The 20,452-nt window shown below is 43.3% G+C and carries 20 protein-coding genes and 1 riboswitch; of the genes, 6 read left to right on the forward strand and 14 right to left on the reverse strand.

Annotation, left to right across the window (positions count from 1 at the left end; translation table 11 throughout):
* Positions 1 to 377: 377 nt before the first annotated feature.
* Positions 378 to 1,103: a Crp/Fnr family transcriptional regulator gene (locus NSU15_RS21585; protein WP_042129903.1), complete on the forward strand. Its 726-nt coding sequence runs from the start codon at positions 378 to 380 to the stop codon at positions 1,101 to 1,103.
* A gap of 272 nt (positions 1,104 to 1,375) precedes the next feature.
* On the opposite strand, the gene NSU15_RS21590 is transcribed toward NSU15_RS21585, so the two are convergent.
* From NSU15_RS21590 to NSU15_RS21630, 9 genes are all read right to left on the reverse strand, one after another.
* Complete coding sequence (locus NSU15_RS21590) at positions 1,376 to 2,167, reverse strand: formate/nitrite transporter family protein (RefSeq protein ID WP_042129905.1); 792 nt, start codon at positions 2,165 to 2,167, stop codon at positions 1,376 to 1,378.
* Between the two features lie 52 nt (positions 2,168 to 2,219).
* Complete coding sequence (locus NSU15_RS21595) at positions 2,220 to 2,540, reverse strand: nitrite reductase (NAD(P)H) small subunit (protein ID WP_339287486.1); 321 nt, start codon at positions 2,538 to 2,540, stop codon at positions 2,220 to 2,222.
* 34 nt (positions 2,541 to 2,574) lie between these two features.
* Positions 2,575 to 4,998, reverse strand: a complete 2,424-nt coding sequence (gene nirB, locus NSU15_RS21600) for a nitrite reductase large subunit NirB (RefSeq protein WP_339287487.1) — start codon at positions 4,996 to 4,998, stop codon at positions 2,575 to 2,577.
* A gap of 217 nt (positions 4,999 to 5,215) precedes the next feature.
* The gene (locus NSU15_RS21605) at positions 5,216 to 5,926 is read right to left on the reverse strand and encodes a hypothetical protein (protein ID WP_042129909.1); all 711 of its coding nucleotides are present in this window, start codon (positions 5,924 to 5,926) and stop codon (positions 5,216 to 5,218) included.
* A gap of 450 nt (positions 5,927 to 6,376) precedes the next feature.
* Entirely contained in the window at positions 6,377 to 7,126 is a 750-nt protein-coding gene (gene ric / locus NSU15_RS21610) for an iron-sulfur cluster repair di-iron protein (protein WP_042129912.1), read from the reverse strand.
* Positions 7,127 to 7,327: 201 nt separating this feature from the next.
* Complete coding sequence (locus NSU15_RS21615) at positions 7,328 to 8,059, reverse strand: hypothetical protein (RefSeq protein WP_042129914.1); 732 nt, start codon at positions 8,057 to 8,059, stop codon at positions 7,328 to 7,330.
* A 251-nt stretch (positions 8,060 to 8,310) separates the two neighbouring features.
* A complete protein-coding gene (locus NSU15_RS21620; RefSeq protein WP_042129916.1) occupies positions 8,311 to 8,628 on the reverse strand; it encodes a helix-turn-helix domain-containing protein in 318 nt (105 codons plus the stop codon).
* 124 nt (positions 8,629 to 8,752) lie between these two features.
* Entirely contained in the window at positions 8,753 to 9,076 is a 324-nt protein-coding gene (locus NSU15_RS21625; protein WP_042129919.1) for a hypothetical protein, read from the reverse strand.
* 25 nt (positions 9,077 to 9,101) lie between these two features.
* Positions 9,102 to 10,037, reverse strand: a complete 936-nt coding sequence (locus tag NSU15_RS21630; protein ID WP_042129921.1) for a Gfo/Idh/MocA family oxidoreductase — start codon at positions 10,035 to 10,037, stop codon at positions 9,102 to 9,104.
* Positions 10,038 to 10,202: 165 nt separating this feature from the next.
* Here NSU15_RS21630 and NSU15_RS21635 point away from each other — a divergent pair, with 165 nt between their 5' ends.
* From NSU15_RS21635 to NSU15_RS21650, 4 genes are all read left to right on the forward strand, one after another.
* Complete coding sequence (locus NSU15_RS21635; RefSeq protein WP_042129922.1) at positions 10,203 to 10,823, forward strand: VTT domain-containing protein; 621 nt, start codon at positions 10,203 to 10,205, stop codon at positions 10,821 to 10,823.
* Positions 10,824 to 10,922: 99 nt separating this feature from the next.
* Positions 10,923 to 11,909 carry a peptide-methionine (S)-S-oxide reductase MsrA gene (gene msrA / locus NSU15_RS21640; protein WP_042129923.1) on the forward strand — a complete coding sequence of 329 codons (987 nt, stop codon included), beginning with the start codon at positions 10,923 to 10,925 and terminating at the stop codon, positions 11,907 to 11,909.
* Positions 11,910 to 12,056: 147 nt separating this feature from the next.
* A complete protein-coding gene (locus NSU15_RS21645; RefSeq protein ID WP_042123336.1) occupies positions 12,057 to 12,455 on the forward strand; it encodes a helix-turn-helix domain-containing protein in 399 nt (132 codons plus the stop codon).
* Positions 12,407 to 13,207, forward strand: a complete 801-nt coding sequence (locus tag NSU15_RS21650) for an IS3 family transposase (protein WP_339291250.1) — start codon at positions 12,407 to 12,409, stop codon at positions 13,205 to 13,207. The genes NSU15_RS21645 and NSU15_RS21650 overlap by 49 nt, the downstream gene beginning before the upstream one ends.
* Before the next feature lie 70 nt (positions 13,208 to 13,277).
* Here NSU15_RS21650 and NSU15_RS21655 read toward each other — a convergent pair whose 3' ends face one another.
* Both NSU15_RS21655 and NSU15_RS21660 read right to left on the reverse strand, forming a co-directional pair.
* Positions 13,278 to 14,399 (reverse strand): DUF4349 domain-containing protein, encoded by a 1,122-nt coding sequence (locus tag NSU15_RS21655; RefSeq protein WP_339287488.1) that lies wholly within the window; start codon positions 14,397 to 14,399, stop codon positions 13,278 to 13,280.
* Positions 14,400 to 14,618: 219 nt separating this feature from the next.
* Positions 14,619 to 15,395: a hypothetical protein gene (locus NSU15_RS21660; protein ID WP_339287489.1), complete on the reverse strand. Its 777-nt coding sequence runs from the start codon at positions 15,393 to 15,395 to the stop codon at positions 14,619 to 14,621.
* A gap of 371 nt (positions 15,396 to 15,766) precedes the next feature.
* Here NSU15_RS21660 and NSU15_RS21665 point away from each other — a divergent pair, with 371 nt between their 5' ends.
* Entirely contained in the window at positions 15,767 to 15,919 is a 153-nt protein-coding gene (locus NSU15_RS21665; protein ID WP_076120659.1) for a DUF1540 domain-containing protein, read from the forward strand.
* 141 nt (positions 15,920 to 16,060) lie between these two features.
* Here the strand turns inward: NSU15_RS21665 and metE are convergent, their stop codons facing one another.
* The 3 genes from metE to NSU15_RS21680 all read right to left on the reverse strand — a co-directional run bounded on the left by metE (position 16,061) and on the right by NSU15_RS21680 (position 20,443).
* Positions 16,061 to 18,358: a 5-methyltetrahydropteroyltriglutamate--homocysteine S-methyltransferase gene (gene metE, locus NSU15_RS21670; protein ID WP_339287490.1), complete on the reverse strand. Its 2,298-nt coding sequence runs from the start codon at positions 18,356 to 18,358 to the stop codon at positions 16,061 to 16,063.
* Between the two features lie 151 nt (positions 18,359 to 18,509).
* A riboswitch (cobalamin riboswitch) is annotated at positions 18,510 to 18,716 on the reverse strand.
* Positions 18,717 to 18,908: 192 nt separating this feature from the next.
* On the reverse strand, positions 18,909 to 19,769 hold the full coding sequence (locus tag NSU15_RS21675; RefSeq protein ID WP_076120660.1) for an undecaprenyl-diphosphate phosphatase: 861 nt from the start codon (positions 19,767 to 19,769) through the stop codon (positions 18,909 to 18,911).
* A 50-nt stretch (positions 19,770 to 19,819) separates the two neighbouring features.
* Positions 19,820 to 20,443, reverse strand: a complete 624-nt coding sequence (locus NSU15_RS21680; protein WP_076120661.1) for a DedA family protein — start codon at positions 20,441 to 20,443, stop codon at positions 19,820 to 19,822.
* Positions 20,444 to 20,452 lie beyond the last annotated feature (9 nt).

Consider the following 20,452-nt stretch of genomic DNA (forward strand, 5'->3'; position numbering starts at 1 on the left):
ATCGTTCCATACCCGTTGCGCCAATGTCTGACCTTAATGAAGATGTGTGCGTTTATACGGAGTTGAAATCGAACGGATTTCTATATCATGAATTTTTGCAGTATAATATGTAGAATCTAATAAGAACCCCAAAAAAACAGCGACAGACCCATTATTTGAGAATAATGGATTGCCACTGCTGATATATAAAGAACATATACTTCTTACTCCTTTTTAGTTAAAAATCATATTACATCTAGCACTTTTGAAGTGAAAATAATCACAATGTTGAAAATTCGACACTTTTAAATGGTTTTTCTTACCCAAATTGAAGATTAAAGAGGTATAATTAATTTAAAATTTACTGAAAAACTGAGGGAATAAAGGGGATGTCGATTATGCTAAAAGAACATTACAATGTCATCGAAGCCCACGGAAATACAAACTGTTTCTCCGAACAGAATTTCAACAGACTTCTTGTTACTATGAAAGAGCGCGTTGTTCCAGAGGGTTCACATCTTTTCTGGGAAGGCGACTACTCGGATAAATTGTTTTATATCAAACGTGGACGTGTGAAATTAACTAAATCAACGGATGAGGGTAAAGAACTTATTCTTTATATGTACCAAGCCGGCGATATGGTAGGTCAAGCGGATCCATTCTTCAGCACCAAGCACAGCTTTACTGCAGAAGTGATTGAAGAAAGTGAAGTAGGCGTCATCGAGCAAAAGGATTTAGAAATTCTCATTTGCCAACATTGTGATTTTGCCATCGACTTTATGAAATGGATGGGCATTCATCACCGTCTAACTCAAACGAAATTCCGTGATTTGATGATGTATGGCAAACCAGGCGCATTGTGCTCCACACTCATTAGACTTGGCAACACCTATGGTGAGAAGAGCAGCGATGGTGAGAACATCCTCATCAACAAAAAAATTACGCATACAGATCTATCCAACATGATCGGCGCCACTCGTGAGAGTGTAAACCGGATGCTGAGTGACTTGCGTAAAAAGGATGCGGTTGAGTACGAAAACGGCATGATTGTCATCAAGGATCTTGGTATGCTGCAGGAAATTTGCCACTGCGAAATGTGTCCAAACGAGATCTGCCGAATTTAATTCCATTATCATATACCCTCTATTCACCTCAATGAAACTTATATGACCCAATTATTCTGCACATTATAAAATAGAGTGGTCCAAGGCGCCTAACATAGGCGTCTTTTTTTATACCACAAGACAAGCAAAAACGCCTTCGGCGTCCCTAATGGACGGTAAGCGTTTATGCGAGAAATATAAGGATAATTTATAGCGTGAAACTTATACTTTCTTATATTTAGAAAAAGAGCTGGACCCGAAATTGGGTCAGCCCTATAACCATAAATATTCTCTTAACGTTTAGTCTGAGTACTTCGCACGGGAGAGATCATCCAATAGGCCATACCAACAAATACGCCACCGCCAATTATATTTCCTAGTGTAACGGGTATCATATTGTGTATCCATCCGGCAATCGTAACGGTGTCTGGGTGATTCGGGAGCAACACAGCAACGCTCAGTAGGGTCATATTAGCCACGCTGTGTTCATAACCACTCGCAATAAAGGCGAACAAGCACCACCAGATCAGAACCAGTTTGGCTGTTTCACTTTTAGCGCGTGAAGCCATCCATAGCGCTAGACAGACCAACCAGTTACAGAGAATCCCACGGAAAAAGAGCTCCGAAAACGGAAGGCTCATTTTCTTAGCTGCAGCTGCGAAGATCAGATGCTCTGGGGGCGCCGCACTGAATAGTCCAGTTCCTCGAATTAATAGTGCTAAAATCACTGCCCCTGCCACATTCCCTACAAACACAAGCACCCAGTTCTTGACGGTATCCCAAATACTTGTTCTGCCAGCTAGTGTGCTAACCGTAAAGAACATATTATTTCCGGTAAACAGCTCTGATCCAGCAAACACAACAAGAGTCAAGGCAATACCGAAGGATGCACCCATAATGAGAGGTTGGAAAGGTGATTTGGCAGCCGCTAGAGGCGCCCCCAGCGAGAAAATAAGAATAATCCCAATGCCCACATATGCCCCGGCCAAGAGGGCTGCTAGAAAATATCTTGGTAAACTTTCATTCATTTGGTCTCGCTTGCTGACTGCCGCCTCGACAATGTTCTCCACACTTTGTGTAAACATAATACTCCACCCCACCGTTTTCTATTTAATCCTTTACTACAACCTTCGGTGTCTACAAGCTCACTGTCACAATGTCTCCACTAAGGGAGACAGGATAAGTCACAACACTACCTTGATCCGGTGCTTGTACTTCACCCGTGCGAAGATCTATTTTCCAATCATACAGTGGATCATAAAGAAAGTGTCCCGAAACGATCCCTTCAGCAAGCGGACCCCCTTTGGGATGAGGGCTCCGATTCTCCAGCGCATAGATCACTCCGTCAGAGGTACGAAATACAGCCAGCTCCATATTTCCAGCCACAACTACCCGGCCGATCTGTAACAGGAAATCCTGTACAGTTCCTATCGTATATGTCTGTGTTGCCATTTTCATTGTTTTTCTCCCTTCTGTTTGTGTAATCTATCCGTTAAAGTCTTGTTTCTTCAAAAAGTGCAGCACGTGTGCTGTTATCATTCAGTATTTTTTTCCAAGGATCTGTGACCTGAGTTAAGGCAAAATCAATCCGCGCCGCAAGCTCTTTACGATTCTCTTCATTGTTGAGAATGACCGTTTGAATCTGTTCTAGCCCCATACGCTCAACCCACTCGGAGGTTCTCTCCAAATAATTTCCGGTTTCACGGTAGTATTGCATCACAGCCGAGCACACTTCAATTAACTCTTCATCGGTCTTCACCTTGCAGAAGGCGTCCGCTATTCGCGGTTTAATACCGCCGTTACCACCGATAAATACTTCCCAACCGCCATCATTACCGACGATACCGATATCCTTCGTGCAGGATTCTGCACAATTACGAGGACAACCGTTAACAGCCATTTTAAACTTCGCCGGAAAATCAAGACGCTCATACTTACGCTCCATAAGAGCGCCCATTCCCATCGAATCTTGTGTGCCAAAACGGCAGAACTGCGAGCCCACACAAGTCTTAACCGTACGAAGAGATTTGGCATAACCGTAACCTGAAGGCATATCCAGCTCTTCCCATACCTTAGGTAAATCCTCTTTTTTCACACCGATCAGATCCAGGCGTTGCCCGCCAGTCACCTTCACAACTTTCACATCATATTTAAGCGAGACATCGGCGATTTTCTTCAGATCCTCTGGTGTTGTTACCCCGCCGTACATGCGTGGTATTACAGTGTAGGTTCCATCCTTTTGAATATTGGCACCCATTCTTTCATTTACAAATCGGGATTCTTTCTCATCTTGATGAGTATCAGGGTTGATCATCCCTAGATAATAGTTAATCGCCGGACGACACTTGGAGCAGCCTTCCTCTTGTTTCCAACCGAGTACATTCATGACCTCTTTTGTTGTTTTAAGACCTTTAGCTGTGATTTCAGCAACAATCTCATCACGGCTAAGCGTTGTACAGCCACAAATACCTTGCTTGGCAGCTTGCTGGAAACTGTCACCCAAGACAAATTGCAGGATTTGTTCTACTACGGGTTTGCAACCCCCACAAGAGCGAGTAGCGCCAGTGCAAGCTTTAATCTCATCCACAGTAGTAAAACCATGTTCGGTGACGGCATCTACGATCGCTTTTTTAGTTACACCGTTACAACCGCAGACAATTTCTTCGTCCGCCATCGTCTCTACGGAAGCACCCTTCTTAGCTCCCCCACCGCAGCATCCCGTTCCCATGACCTCTGTATAAATTTCATCGGTCATTACCGCGCCTTGTTTTACTAACTTTTGCAGATTCGCGGACTCCGTCACATCACCGAACAAGACCGCACCGACAATTACATTATTTTTGAGCAAAATTTTCTTATAGGTTCTCTTCCATTCATCTTTGCTTGAGATCACCGTGTGTTCAGGAGAATCCAAAAACTCACCTGCAGAAAATACATCCACCCCAGATATTTTAAGCTTCGTGGAAACAATGGAACCTTCATAAGGCTTCGTTTCACTACCACATAAATGTTTAGCTAGAACCATGCCTTGCTCAAATAGCGGGGCCACCAGTCCGTAACACACTCCACGATGCTCGGCACATTCGCCGATGGAATATACGTTCTGCATGGAGGTTTGCAGATAATCATCCACTACGATCCCACGATTTACGGAGATTCCGCTTTCTTTTGCCAACGTTACATTCGGTTTAATTCCGACGGCCATTACCACAAAATCTGCAGCAAGCGTACTGTCATCACTGAACCGCAATCCACTTACTCTCTGTTCCCCGGTCAATTCTACCGTTTGTTTGCCCATAGCAAATTTCACACCTTGACGCTCTAGCTCAGCTTGCAGCATCGAGGAGGCATTCCGATCAAGCTGGCGCTCCATCAGGTCTTCCATTAAATGAACTACAGTAACGTCCATACCTAGGTTCACAAGACCTTTTGCTGCTTCCAGCCCAAGCAATCCCCCGCCGATTACAGCCGCTTTACTATATTGTTTGGCCGCTGCCAGCATCGCATCACAGTCGGAAATATCTCGAAACCCAACCACGCCCTCTTTATCACTGCCAGGCACAGGTAAAATAAAAGAATTCGAGCCTGTCGCAATAATTACTTTGTCGTATGGCACTGACAACCCGTTATCTGCAACAACTTGTTTGGACTCTTCATCAATTCGTGTCACTGTAGTACCCGTGTGCAGGGTAATATTATTGTCTTCATACCAATTCCAGTCGTTTAGGATGATATCATTAAGGGTTTTGCTACCTTCAAGAACATAAGACAACATGATCCGATTGTAATTGGGATGAGGTTCACTTCCAAAGACCGTGATGTCATAAGCTCCACCCAGCTTCAAAATCTGCTCTATCGTACCTATGCCCGCCATACCGTTGCCTACTAACACTAAATTTTCTCTCTTCGCTGTCATGGTTAGGTGCCTCCTCAAGCTTATGAGTACATGCTCAATTTCTCTTCTACATATTGGAATTATACGGTTCAAATTCAAGTCGTCATTGTGATTGCGGTCACTTTAATTGTGAATGTTTTCACACTTTAGTTCGCTAATGATTGTTAGGTATTTTCAAACATAAAAAGCCAGACCAACGATTCTGAAGAACCGTTAATCTGGCTTTGATGTACTATTTTTAGCGTAAAGTTAATAGAATCTCTAAGACATCATGAGGCATAAGCTTCATATCCATCCCATTATCGAGCAGTAGCTTTCCGTTCACCTTCAGCTTCCAGACTTCATTACTTAGCGGGGTATAATCATTAACAGAAAGCACGCTTCTACTACCATCATCCATCTGCACCATACCGCAGCTCTTTAGCAATTCTCTTACAGTTAAATCCTCTTTAAATAACATAATATATGAATGCTGCAAATCTACTTCTACACTTCCGCCGTTCAAAGTCAGCATTACAGTTTGAAGTGGTTCTTGATGGTCCTTAGATTTCGCTGTGAAGACTAGCTGTGAATCATATCCTACAACATTATTCCAATCCGCTTTCCCAATGATTTGACCGTCCATCTGAAGCTCCCAAACCATTCCCGACTCTAGTGAAAAATCCTTTACCGAAAGAATACTTGAGTTATCCTCAGCAAATGTGGCAATATTACTACCTTTCAGTAACTCCATTATTGATATTCCATTTCTGTAGCTCCCACTGAGTGACCTGTCCGATGGTTTGGTAAGCAGTTCTTGATCACCAATCTTAATCGATATCATCGGCCCCTCAGATCCTGCTGCACCATTATTATCATTACTATTAGCATCAGTCTGAGTGGAGCATCCATTTATTATGAATACGATGATTAAGCCTAGCATCAACTTCCACAAATTTCGCGTGGGCATCCTGGCACCGCCTTATCCCGCCTAATGACCCTATAGCGTCTCAGGCTTGTAAAGTTATGTATACTATCTATTTAAGAATAACTTAAACAAGCCTTGTTCTCAAATAAGTAAAAATTCTAGATTCCCTAGAATAGAGTTCTTCTCGAAAATTATATAAACATAGAATTCCTCTATATAGATTATTTTTCTACGCAATACATAATTTTTACATCCCTAGAACAAAAACCGCACACTTGCAGGCTTCCCTTCTTTTGCTCATTCGGCGACATTTCGTTCTCCGCGTTTAAGCATCCTTCCACAACTGGCCAACCTGCCTTCAATTAATCTTAACCATATTTTTCAGGATCATTTCATCTACCTTTTTCAACGGAGGTATCCTCATTGCTTTGCATTGTATAATTTCCCAATAAAAAAAGCCCCCTAAGGGACTCTTTAGAGCTCTATTCGTCTTCACTGGTATCTAGGGAACAATATATTATTCTCCAGATGTACATGTTCAAAAGTCATACTCTCCAGCTCTTCCAGCCGAGCATATGTTAATCGATAGGTCGTACAAGCATGCGCCGGTGGAGTGAAATCATCTGTAACACTACGTATTTTTCTCAAAATATCGCCCGCACCATCATGCTCATTCTCCAGCTCAGACAATGACTCGCGGATTGCTGTCAAGCCTTCTTCAGTAGGATTAGCATCGTACGTCAACAGCTTAGGAAACTCATCTTCTTCTTCTTTAGCCGTATGCGTAAGTAGTTCTTCCTTTAGTGTGTTAAACAAGTCATATAACTCAGCCAGATGAGGAGAATCGCCACCATGCACTCGATACACCTTAGTTACATTTTGGCTAATGAGGGGTAGCTCTTCACGGAGATAACGGTGATGTTTGTTTATGATATGGTCAATTAACTCTTCAGAAGGTGCAGTATTCCAAGCGATTTCCTCTCCGGGTACTGGATACTCTTCGAACAGCTTGTTAAGATCACTGATGATTAGCTCTTGATCCAGACCACGTTCAGCCGCCGCTTCAGCAAGAGGTTTAGCTCCACCGCAACAGAAATCAATCCGTTTTGCCTTGAAATAATCTGCTGCTTTAGGGAACTGCAATACAATATCTCTAACTAGCGCATCTGGGGTAAACCCAGCTTGTACCGATTGTGCTTGCTTCGAATCCGAAATACTATCATTAAGTTGTTTAGTTTCCATTATAGCTCCTCCTTGGGTTATGGGATTAGGTTTTGAATAAATCTTATCCACTTCTTCACCTTAACCCTGAAAGGAACTTTGACTTGTGATTGTACGCACGGAAATTGTATCTTATTTTTGAACGAAATTGGAGATTAATGCACATGCAAAATAAACGCAAAAAAAGCACCTTTACCTACAAAGGTGCTTGTTCAACTCTCTTTATTGCACATAAGCCTGCATATACGTCCGCTGTCCCTTTGAATCCTTCAAATAAGGTCCCAACCCGGCAAAACGCGAGTGATCCATATAGACACCGGTCATCCATCTTCCTTCCGTCAAGCCCCCATTCCATTTAAGGACAAGATCAGGCGCGGAAATCCATTCCTGAAAGACTCGGATATTCTGATCTTTGTATTCTTTACATGGCTTAGACCGCTCAATAAGGTGAAACTCATTAAGATATGTTGGAACGAAATAAGAGGATATCGTATGCAAATCATCATCGTCAAAAAAAGGCTCATCGCCTAAAAAGGGCTTGAATAATACGGTGTTCTCGTACATGGACCAAATTACTGCTTGCAGCACCATGCTCTGGCGAATGCCGTTATGAAACTTATATTGTCGCTCTTGATTCACCGCATTTTCCTCTTCGAGAGGTTCCGTCGACTCCAGACAGTGCCGTTCACAGCCAATACATTTCCAGCCGGTCGGACTCTGAATCCATTTTTGAAAAATAGTTCCGCTATCATTGTTCCCTTTGTAGAGTGAAGAGATAATGCTGTAAGGCACGCCAATCCACGCATCCCATAAGGAATCAGGAAGATGGCTATGCAGCATGAACAACGTCTTGTCATAGATGAGCTGTACTTTGATAGAAGCATTCTCTAGCTCAGCAACATCCTTTTTTCCATACGTTATTTCCCGGGAAAACAGGGTCGTCTTCGTCTTCATCTCCCTCGCCTCCTAATAGTTTTGCTATGCCTGTACTCCAGCTGAGTAGTTTTGAGCAAAAACCAAATACGCGAGCGCTTCCATTCAAGGATCATACAATGTTTTTCTATTATATTACAATTATTTTTAAACTGTGCAAGTTTTTTTCAAGCATAAAGGATTGGAACAAAACTGTCACTGTCTAATATTTAGAAATTGAAAAGCCCTTTTTCCACCATTTCGGAAAAAGGGCCACAACATTACTGTGAATTTTAGTCTACCCAGCTCTCAGCCCAAGACTGAATTTGCTGCATAACAGGCTGCAATGCACGGCCTTTATCTGTTAATTCATACTCAATACGTACGGGTGTCTCTGGGTATACATGCCTAACCAGGATACCCTCACCTTCCAAATCCTTCATCCGCTCGGACAGCATCTTATCGCTCATTGAAGGAATGAGGCCGGAGATATCTTTAAACCGCTTCGGTCCACTCATCAATGTCTGAATAATAAGTCCATTCCAACGTTTGCCTAAGAAAGAGAAGGCTGTTTCAAATCTGGGACACATCGCAAATTGATGTTCTTCCATTGTTCTCACCTCTCACTAGCGAAACTTACTATTAGTTAGTATATATAATATTAACACATTTTAACCTTGATGAACATCGTTTACCAAAAAAAGTTCATCTGACTCTATTATTATATCCCCAATGTCAATCCCCCACAGGTCCTTTAGATCCCCGCCCGGCAATCGCTTCGGTTACGATTTGTGCCAAGTCGTCATTTCCAAATAACGAAAGCACACCCAGGACTGTATCATCAGAAATGTCCCCTGCTTCCTCCGCAGAAACCGTGAGGGAAAGCGCATGACGCAAAGCTTCATTCCCTTCTTGCTGCGGATAGGCCTGCAAATAAAGCGCATGCGGATCGAGGCCTTGATTGACGCACCACTGAGCAAAGACAAGGATCATCATCTCTTCTTCGCGCTTATAGCTTTCGATGATCTGTTCCTCCACTAATTTACGGTTATCCTCCATATATTCTTCTCCTTTCTCGAAGACCTCATTCAGCAAGCTGTGCCGCCAGCATATGACTAGGCAGTACCGCTGAAGCAGCAATGCTGCATTGCTCCGGTGTATTTATATTGCTAAGAAAATCGTTCACCACTCCACTAAAACCTCTTCTATCCAGCACAGTATCCCAGCTTCCAAAGCTTTGAATTTGCGGCTTGGCATCCTTTTTATAAAGAACAGCCTTGTCCAGATCCACCACTTCCACTGATCTGCCATATCCATGTAGCTCAAGCTTCTCCACATCCACGCCAGCTTCACGAATCATACTGTACATCCCTACTGCGCCATGTTTCCAGCTGAGCATTCCAGATGCCTGTAGAAGACGACCTGCTTCATTAGATTGAAGATGATTACGAAGCCGTTCATAATGATCTCCACACAACCACAACAGCAAATCAAGCATATGGATCAAATCATCATGCACAGTTTCGCGGCTGGTACCCGTCTGTAGCTTCGTTCGATGTTTTATCGCACTACAATGGCTAATCCCACCGACTTCCTCAAGCCATTGCTTAGCGGTAACATACATAGGGGCAAAACGGCGATTAAAGCCCACTCCTAGCAAAAGCCCTTTATCTTGTGCTAACTCCGCCATCCTTCTGGACTCTTCAAAATCATAAGACAGCGGCTTATCTACATATACCGAAATCCCATGTTCGAGACATTTTGTTACTATATCATAATGTGTAGTCGTTGGGCTATGTACAAATACTGCATCCAGATCCCAAGAAAACAGCTCATCCAGATTCGTCGTACCTTTAGGAAAACGGTAAGTTTGAACGGCCTGCTCCACCGTTGTCGGTGAATGACTAAGAACACCAACTACCTCCGCATGTTCATGCTGAGAGAGCAATGGCAAATATACTTTGCGGGCGATATTGCCGATTCCTATTATGGCGACTCTTTTACGTTCAGATGCAATCATTGATCTTCCCCCTCTCAATACTTCAATAACTCGTTCATTCTCTCTTTGTTCTCTACAAATGCTATTATACCTGCTTCTCATTCTCTGACAATTGATCTTTACTTCAATATTCACTTCTTTTCCCTTATGATGAGATGAATGAGTGGAAGAAGGGGCATATTATCTATGAAGAAATGGTTCTCGATTATTCTTTATGTTTCGGCCACAATCCTTGCGTTTATCTACAGATATGACATCCTGAGCTGGATGAAAGAGGATCATAATCTTTTCAGTTCCATAGGGATTGCAACTTTACTGGCTTTGTTTCCAGTTGTACCTTACAAAGCTGTCATCGGGTTCTTCGGTTATGCTTACGGGAGTTTAGCGGGTGCTATAATCTGCTGGCTGGCTACAAATCTTGCTGCGGCAATCCTTTTTGGCGTTGTAAAATACTTATTTCAAAGCCAGGCAAGAGCTTACTTAGCCTCCATACCCGCGCTCGAAAAGTTCACAGCCGGCATAGAACGACGGCCTTTCGCTTCAATTGTCCTTGCTCGTCTCGTGCCGATCATTCCCCAAACAGCGGTCAACATCTACGCCGGAGCCGCTGGTCTGCCTTTTTGGAGCTATATTGCAGCTTCTGGCATAGGAAAAATACCGGGGATTGCCTTATACGCCTTTCTCGGAGATCATCTGCTGCAGAATCCCGGAAGTGCAATTACAGCCATCATTGTGTATGCCGCAGTACTGATTATTGCTGGACTGAGTTTGCGTCCCCGCTCTCAAGAAGTGAAGAATCATCGTTAGTGAAGAACTATTTGCTCGCAAACTGGCAGGCAGTTAGTATTTGCTTTATAATTAAATTGTGATCTATTTAATTGCATTATGTGAAATGGAGGGATATCAATGAGTGAACATCAGACTAACCATATAAATACCAAGACAGAAAAAGCAACCTTTGCAGGCGGATGCTTCTGGTGCATGGTCTCGCCGTTCGAAGAATTGCCAGGTATCATTAGTGTCGTCTCTGGCTATACCGGCGGTCATACTGTAAACCCGACCTATGAAGAGGTTTGTTCGGAAACGACAGGACATGTTGAAGCTGTACAAATTACGTTCAACCCAGATATTTTCCCTTATAGCAAGTTACTTGAGCTGTTCTGGCAGCAAATTGACCCTACCGACGCAGGTGGACAATTCCATGATCGCGGGACTTCTTACGGAACAGCGATCTTTACCTATTCGGAGGAACAAAAACAACAAGCAGAAGCTTCCAAGGCAGCTCTGCAAGCAAGCGGTCGATTCTCTAGTCCGATTGTAACTCCGATTCTCCCGGCAACCACCTTCTATCCCGCCGAAGAATATCATCAGGGCTACCATCGTAAGAATCCCGGCCACTACAAACGTTACCGTAAAGGTTCCGGCCGAGAAGATTTTATCGAAACTCACTGGACACATAAAGAGGACAAACAAAGCTTGAAAGAACGTCTAACACCACTTCAATATGAAGTCACTCAGAATAGTGCAACAGAATCACCTTTTCGAAATGATTTCTGGGATCACCATGGTGATGGCATTTATGTAGATATCGTATCTGGTGAGCCGTTATTCAGCTCGCAGGATAAATACGATTCCGGTTGCGGCTGGCCAAGTTTTACCCGTCCGATCAGGGACTACGCTGTGAAGGAAAAGACAGACCTCAGTCATTTGATGGTTCGCACAGAAGTACGCAGCAAAGTAGCAGACTCTCACCTAGGTCATGTCTTCGACGATGGTCCCGGAGAAAACGGGCTACGCTACTGTATAAATTCAGCAGCATTGCGATTTGTACCTAAAGAGGATCTAGAGAAAGAAGGTTATGGAGAGTATCGCGTGCTCTTCCAGTCTGCCTAATTTTCAATCTTCTGCACAAAAGAAAAAATATCGTCCTTTTATTAGAAAAGCCCTCAATCCATGTAATACCTTTGAAGTGCACCCCTTAGAATAGACATTGGAAAAAACCCCTGGTTTATCCGATGAAATTCTAGGGGGTGCATTTTTATGGCGATTAAAGGACAGAAGTTTAAAAATTACTCAGATGAGATTAAAAAAGAGGCCATTCGTTTACATGTGGAGGAAAGATGGACTTATCGGAAAATTACGGAGCATTTTGAGATACAAGATCAAGGACGGGTAAAGAGATGGATGAAGAAATACCGAGAGCTAGGGGAATTTGGGCTACTAGATCAACGGGGGCGTCGTATTGAATATATCGATCAAGATAGGTATGTTCAAAAGCTCAAACGGGAAAATGAAATGCTAAAAAAGTGTTTGGAAATCTGGATGCAGGAGGTGAAACGCACAAATATAGAGTCATTGAGAACGCTGCAAAAGAGTATGCCGTTAGCAACCTGTGTAAACTCTTTAGGGTCTCTAGAAGTGGATACTACGCTTTCATGAAGCGCAAAGGAACAGATCGGGATCAGGAAGCAAAGGCGCTCATTCAGAAGGTCTATGAAAGGTATGAAGGAGTCTACGGTTATCGCCAAATTCAATTGTTCTTGCTACAAGACCACGGGGTTTGGATGAATCATAAGAAGGTACTCAGAATTATGCAGGATTTAGGCATTCGTTCGAGGATCCGCCGAAAACATCGTTGTAATTATGCTACTTCTGAAGGAGACCGTGTGGCGAAAAATATTTTGAAACGGGATTTCAAAGCGGATGCTCCCAACCAAAAATGGGTGACAGACATTACGCAATATCGTGTAGGCGAAAAGTGGCTCTATCTTTCTGCGATTAAAGATTTATTCAATAACGAAATTATCGCTTATCAAATGAGCGCTAGGAACGACAACGAACTGGTTCTCCGGACCTTTGAGCAGGCGTGGAGTCAGCAAAAAGACGTGACTGGACTGATCGTTCACAGCGATCAGGGATTCCAATACACGTCTCATGCATACCACGACATGCTGCCAAAGGTTGGGGCCCGAATCAGCATGTCTCGCCGAGGCAATTGTTATGACAACGCCTCTATGGAGAGCTTCTTCTCGCATCTCAAAACGGAAGGACTCTATCCTTATGATATCCGAAATATGGATGAGGCACAAAGGAAAATTGAAGATTACATTCGATTTTATAACCAACATCGGCCACAACGAAGGTTAAATAAGCTGCCTCCGGTAGAGTACCGGAAACAGCTTATTGCCTAGGGTCTTTTTTCAGTGTCTATAAAATGGGGGCTTGACCACTTGGATTGAGGGCTTTTTAATTTCATAGCGCCTACTCTTTCTCTGAGTCCTTATTAGCCTTCAGATCATCTTCTGAAGCTGCCTCCTTGATCTCTTTTGCCGCAGGAATGATTTGCTCTCTGTTCAGCTCCTTATTTCGTTGACGCATCCTCTCGGTCTGCTGCTCCCGACGCTCGCGAATATTTTTGCGGGAAACTAGAACGACAGCTAGGATAATGGCTACTCCAATTAGTATCGGTAACGCTCCTGCAAGGATAACGACAATCCACTGAAACATAACAGATAGTGCATTCAAGCTTCCTTTTAGAGCATCTGAAGCACGTTCCAGTAACGGTCCTTGCTCTTCCTTCTCTTTGACAGCAATGCTTTCATCCGTCTGATACACTCTCAGTTCTACTGTAGAGAAGGATACATTCTGATTAATATATCGCATTCTACCTTTAATCTGCTCAATGGTTTCCTGAATCGAGCCAAGCTCGTTCGCGAAGGCGACCAGATCCGTGGATTTCGTTGCTTTTTTCATAAACTCTGTATATTGTGCTTCCATTAACTGCTTGGCCTTCAAACGCGACTCCAGATCAACATACTCTTCAGAGACATCTTGTCCTTGAATGCTGCGCTGTAGAGATACGTGTTTTACTTGTTCTAATTTATTCAGAAAAGGGGAGAATCCGGAGGCAGGCACCTTAAGGATAAACGTCCCACCTTGCTCGTACTGCGACATATTTTCATTAAACTCAATAATATATCCATTTGCCATGGTTACTAAATTACGTATTTCAGTCTGTGCTTTTCCATAGTCTTCTACTTCCATGTTAAGATTCGCTTTATAGATCAGCTTCTTGTTCAAGCCCGCTACTACATCACTACCAGTAAATCCTGCACTTGCTTGAACTGTATTGTCTGGTGTGGATCCCTTTACAGCCAAGTTCTCGCCGCCACCTGTTTCTGTCTCAGGAGCTGCCGCGGTACTCTGGTCCGCAGATGAGGCCATCGAGCTTTGCGTTTGTACCTCTGCTGCTGCATTGTTACTCATACTACCATTTTCTTTTGCCGAACTATCTGCCGCTGAATTCCTATCCGCTGAGCCACATCCCGCCAAGACCACCGCAAGAATTAATAAACATAAGTAATGCAGACCCCATTTGCGCATTCTCATTCCTCCAAAAATGTAATAGATACCGCTTGCACGGATCATAATATCGTTACGGAATGTCTTGTTCTAAGCAGATCTCTTCCGTCCCTCTATACTATGACGTTCCAAAACTTGGAAGGTTGCACTTAAAAATGGAACGAAAAACAGTTTCTTTTGAGTTATGCTCTCTAAACAGAACAAAAGCCGCATTTCTGCGACTCTTTTAGTTTAAAGCTATTAACCTGGGTTAGAAGCACTTTGTTTAATGACATACACGCCATCTGGTAGCGATCCGCTTAATAATCTCGCCGTGTAAATATCAACATCATAACTATTAGTACTTACAAGAACTGAAGAACCCTGAACATTAACATAATTCTTCTCTGTGATTACACCAAAAGAGTTATTCATAATAGGTGTGTATTCCATCCAAGCATAGTTGTACGGATTCACTGATGCAGTTGTCGTGTTACTGCCACCATAAGTAATGGACCATGATGAACCACCTGTAATACCAGCACTTACAGCTGTTTGTTTTGCGGTTACACCAAAGCTTGTATTCGCAATATAGCCTTGAGATACTGAATAGCTAATGTTTAACAATGAATTTACAGAAGCACTGTTATATACAGGCTGAGAGATTCTTCTAGTCAACCCACTTCTAGTAACATAGGAGACATAACCATTTTGTTGATAGGAGTAGATCGTAGTTTGGTAAGCATCTCTAGGTGCAATAGCAGGGGCACTTGCAAAGGAAGAATCCGTTTTGAACAGAGGTACACTTGCCAACAGCCCCTCGTTAGCAGCCTCTACAGCTTGTCCTTGCGCAAGAATGTCATTGTACTCTTCTACTGAAATTTCTGACAATCCCATATCTGAGGCTTTATAGACTTTTATGATATCTGATTCACTATTTTGAGGAGCTTCGTCATTATGTAAACCTTCTGCACCTGCATAAAACGGTAAGCACAAAATGAACATTAGGGCAAAAGGGAATAATAAGAACTTTTTCAATATCTTTATCCTCCAATATTTCAGATTAGGATCGGCCGTTCTCCACTGAAAATATTAACAGAATATTTTTGTAATAATATAGATATTTAGGATTATTTTCTATTTTTAGACTTGTAAGCAATAGATGTCTTTTGTGTTTTTTTATATTTATTTGTATAAGTTTGTCGTACTTCCGTTATTGATTAACCCATTTGCTTACATACGTTTTATTTGATACAATTACCACGTCTAATCAAACAGAAAATACCAAATACCCTCTATTCATAATGAATGAGGGCGCGGCATGGTTCTGTTCGGACAAGCTCCACCTTGCTGAACAGAGCAGTTCATTTCATGATGCTGTCTATCACACCAAGGGGAGGTGAACCCTCATGGCAAAAGACGTAATTTGCGAAGTTAACTCCTGCACCCACTGGGCAGAAGAGAACAAATGCAGTGCTGATTCTATCTTTGTAGCTTTCCACAGCTCCCAAGAACCTACACGTGCAGAAGAAACAGATTGTAAGACTTTCGAAAGCAAATAAGGTGATGATTTGAAGGGACCCTCCACGGTTCCTTCTTTTCTTTTCTCATTCTATCAAGAATGAGAATTATTATCAAGTGGCTGAAATAAAAAGCCAGGGAGAAGTTCCCCGGCTTAAATTTATTGTTTTACTCTTTCGCTATTAGGAGGCGGTAACTCCTGCCTTTTCTCTTGCAATAGCAGCTGCTCTTACCATGTTACGCAGTGCATCCTCTGTCTCCTGCCAGCCGCGTGTCTTAAGACCGCAATCCGGATTAATCCAGAACTGTTCTGGGTCCAGCACCCGCAAAGCACGATCAATATTAGCTGTCATTTCTTCTACAGCAGGAACACGTGGACTATGGATGTCATACACACCAAGACCGATTCCTTTATCATATTCCTGCTCCTCAAAGCTGATGATCAGTTCCCCATGGCTACGGGAAGTCTCAATAGAGATGACGTCCGCATCCATCGCTGAAATGGAGTCAATCATGTCATTAAATTCGCTATAGCACATGTGGGTATGAATTTGTGTCGTAGCCTTCACATGATTCGTAGCGATACGGAACGACTTCACCGACCAATTCAAGTATGCCTCATGATCTTCAGCTTTCAAAGGAAGTCCTTCACGGATAGCAGGTTCATCTACTTGAATCATCTCTATGCCTGCATCCTCCAAAGCTTTCACTTCATGGCGGAGTGCTAAGGCAATTTGATTGGCTACTTCTTCCCGACTAAGATCATCACGTACGAAAGACCAATTGAGAATCGTAACCGGACCTGTCAACATGCCTTTAACAGGAAGGGAAGTTAAAGACTGAGCATAGACACTTTCTTTAACAGTCATTGGCTCAATAAAAGCTATATCCGCATAAATAACCGGCGGCTTAACGCAGCGGGATCCGTAGGATTGAACCCAGCCATTACTGGTAAATAAGTACCCGTCCAGCTTCTCCCCGAAAAATTCCACCATATCGGTTCTTTCGAACTCACCGTGCACGAGTACATCCAGACCCAGCTTTTCTTGGAAGGTGATTGCATCTGCAATCTGCTCACGAACGAACCCGTCATACCGCTCCTGATTCCATACACCTTTACGCCATTTCAACCTTGCCTGACGTACTTCTACGGTCTGTGGAAAGCTTCCGATCGTTGTCGTTGGCAGAAGTGGTAGCTGCCATTTCTCCCGCTGCACCTTGAGGCGCTCTGCAAAAGGCAGACTGCGTTGGTCTGGTAAATCTGCAAGTCCGAGAACTTGCTCTGCTACATCCTTACGGCCGCGCTCGGGAAGTGCACGGAAGGCTGCAAGAGCTTCGCGGCTGACTGTCAGCGCAGCAGTAGCTTCTCCAGTACCCTCTAAGGCTGCAGCAAGCAGGCTAAGCTCTTTAAGCTTCTCATCAGCAAAAGCTAATGCAGCCTTGACGGTTGCCTTCAGCTTCACCTCACCCTGAACAGTAACCGGAACATGCAGCAAACTGCAAGAAGGCTGTAGAATAAGACGATCAAGTGGTACATGTACACTCAGCTTCTCGATTAGCTGCAGCTTAGCATCCAGATCCGAGCGCCAGATGTTGCGTCCGTCAATAATACCCGCTCCCAGCCACTTATCCTCAGGCCAGCCAAGGCGCTCAATCGATGCCAGATTCGTTCCGCCATCATGGACAAAATCAAGACCTAAACCTTGTACCGGAAGCTTTAACAATGCCTCCAATGGTTCAGCAGCTTCAAAGTAAGTCTGCAGAATAATATTTAATCCAGGCACGGATTCAGCAATTTCTGTGTAAATCGAGTTAAGTAATGATAGTTCTGACTCATTTATTCCTGTAACAATCGCTGGTTCATCGATTTGTACCCAGCTTACTCCTTCTTGCTTCAGTTCCTGCAATAGCTGAACGTAAACCGGAAGAAACCGAGCGGCAATCTTCGCAATATCCGCAGATGCAAAACCTTTTGACAGCTTAAGGAAGGTATAAAGGCCTAAAACCACAGGTTTCCCCTCAATTCCCGCTTGGGACTTGGCGAAACGGTATGCTTCCAGTGGTTTATTCTCCGTCAGGCGCGGCGTTTGTGCACCGATCTCTGGAACGATATAGTGATAGTTCGTGTTGAACCATTTCGTCATCTCGCAGGCGGTAGCCTCAGCGTTCCCTCTAGCCATCGCAAAATAAAGATCAAGCCCAATGTCGCCACCATCATACGCATAACGCGGAGGTACGATCCCGAACATTACAGCCGTATCCAACACATGATCGTAGAATGTAAAATCATTTACCGGAATTAACTCAATGCCTGCCTCCTGCTGAGTCTTCAAATGCTGAAGTTGAATGCCTGCCATTTCAGTACGGAACTCTTCCTCATTTATTTTACCTGCCCAGAAGGCTTCCAACGTTTTCTTCCACTCGCGGTTTTTTCCGATTCTTGGATAGCCAAGATTACTTACTTTTACTTTGTTCGTCACTTTGCAGCTCCCCTTCTCCATCTTCTTATTTTGGCTTGAAACCATAACATCCCTATAAAAAAGAGCGCCCTTCCCTAAAAAAGTCAAAGGGAAAGACGCCCATAATATACCTATGGTTCACGTCTAACACCTTCCTATCCTCCGTAGGTGAAGCAGTGCTGTTGAAACAGGCAGGTCTCCTGGCTAGCGGTGTCAGCATCCTTAGCAGTCTTCCCAGCAGTAGTAAATTGCCAGTGACGTATATTGCTATGGACTCTTCCGTTACAGTGGCGGGACCGCATCGGCCTCGAACCGAATTTCCCTATTAAGCCTACCGAATTACTAATTCCCGGCAAGCACCTGTCTCCGATATTATCAAGCTAAAACGCCTTCGGCGTCCTTTTATGGACGGTAAGCGTTTATGCGAGAGATATAAGGGTAAAGTGAACTTTTACTTTATCCTTATAATTAATAAACTGAGTGTCTTAATCTGATGTCATCATACGTGAAAGCCCCCGTCATCTGCAATAGATGACGGGGGCTTCTGTTATATCGATTCCTTATAACGGATTTAGAAAAACACGAAATATACTACAGCGGCAAGTATTATCCGGTATATAGCAAATGGTAAAAGCTTAATCCGGTTGATCAATTTCAGGAAGAATCGCATCGATAACAGCGCAAATACAAAAGCACTGATAAAGCCTGCAATGAAGAACGGCAGGGCATCGATGGTGAAATATTGCCAATTCTTCATCAGTGAGAGGAGACTGGCCCCTGCCATGATTGGAACAGCCATAATAAATGTGAAATCAGCAGCAGCACGATGACTCATACCAAGAAGGACACCACCGGAAATCGTCGACCCGGAACGTGAAAATCCTGGCCATAACGAGAAGCATTGGACAAGACCAACACCTAGTGCCTGCTTATATGTAATCTGATCGACACTCTCTGTTTGGATCTTCTTGGGTCCAAATAGATCCGCAATAATCATTAACACCGCACCAACTACTAGACCGATTAACACGGTGGATGTAGAGAATAAATGCTCATCAATATAATCATTAAACAGAACGCCCAGCACACCTGCCGGAACTAAACCTACAAGCACCTGTGTAAGTTTAAGATGTCCACCCTTTTCGAGCGGTGGTTGTTCTTCAGTTACAGGGTCCAACTGTTTACGACTGAAACGCTTTAAGCCCAACAGTTCAATGAACCTATTTCTAAAAATAACAACAACTGCTAAGATTGACCCCAGTTGTATAACCACTTTGAAAGTATTGGCCGTATATTGCCCAAATAACTCTGTCGATTTTAACCACATATCATCAACAATAATCATATGACCTGTGGAGGATACCGGAGCAAACTCGGTCAATCCTTCAACAATCCCCAAAATAATAGCTTTAATAATCGATAATAGCTCCATTTGTTCTCCTCCTTTTTAATCATAACTTTTATCTATAAGTCCTTCTTCGCTCAACCTTCGGTGTTCATTCTCCGGCTACGCTTGCGGAAGTACAAATACCCCAAAACCGCTAATCCCCCAGCAATAAGTACGTACACTACGTTGGAGTACATATCCATATACATGGCAATGTCTTCCCAGTTTTCACCCAATGCTGCGCCAATAAGCACTAGCAGTAGATTCCAGCCCAGTGTACCAATCGTTGTGAAGATCATAAATACGCCAAATTTCATACCGGACATCCCTGCCGGAATCGAAATCAAACTACGCACTAGTGGAACCATCCGACAAAATAATACGGTCCAATAGCCATATTTATCAAACCAAGCGTCAGCCTTGTGAATGTCTTTTTTGCTGATTCGGAGTAGACCGCCCCAGCGTTCAACGATCTTTTCCAACCGATTTACATCCAGCAAACGACCGATATAATATAGAATCACTGCACCCAGCAAAGAACCAAGCGTAGCAGCAATGATTACACCAGGGATGGTTAAATTCGTTGTGGTTGTCATGAATCCGCCAAAAGGAAGGATCACTTCGGAAGGAATCGGCGGAAAAATATTTTCAAAAGCGAGCATCAGGAAAATACCGAAATAACCAAACTGCTCCATAAACTCTGTAATCCATGCTTGCATTTCGTAACC

Origin of the sequence: Paenibacillus sp. FSL E2-0201 (assembly GCF_037963325.1) — a bacterium.
Taxonomy (GTDB): domain Bacteria; phylum Bacillota; class Bacilli; order Paenibacillales; family Paenibacillaceae; genus Paenibacillus_AQ.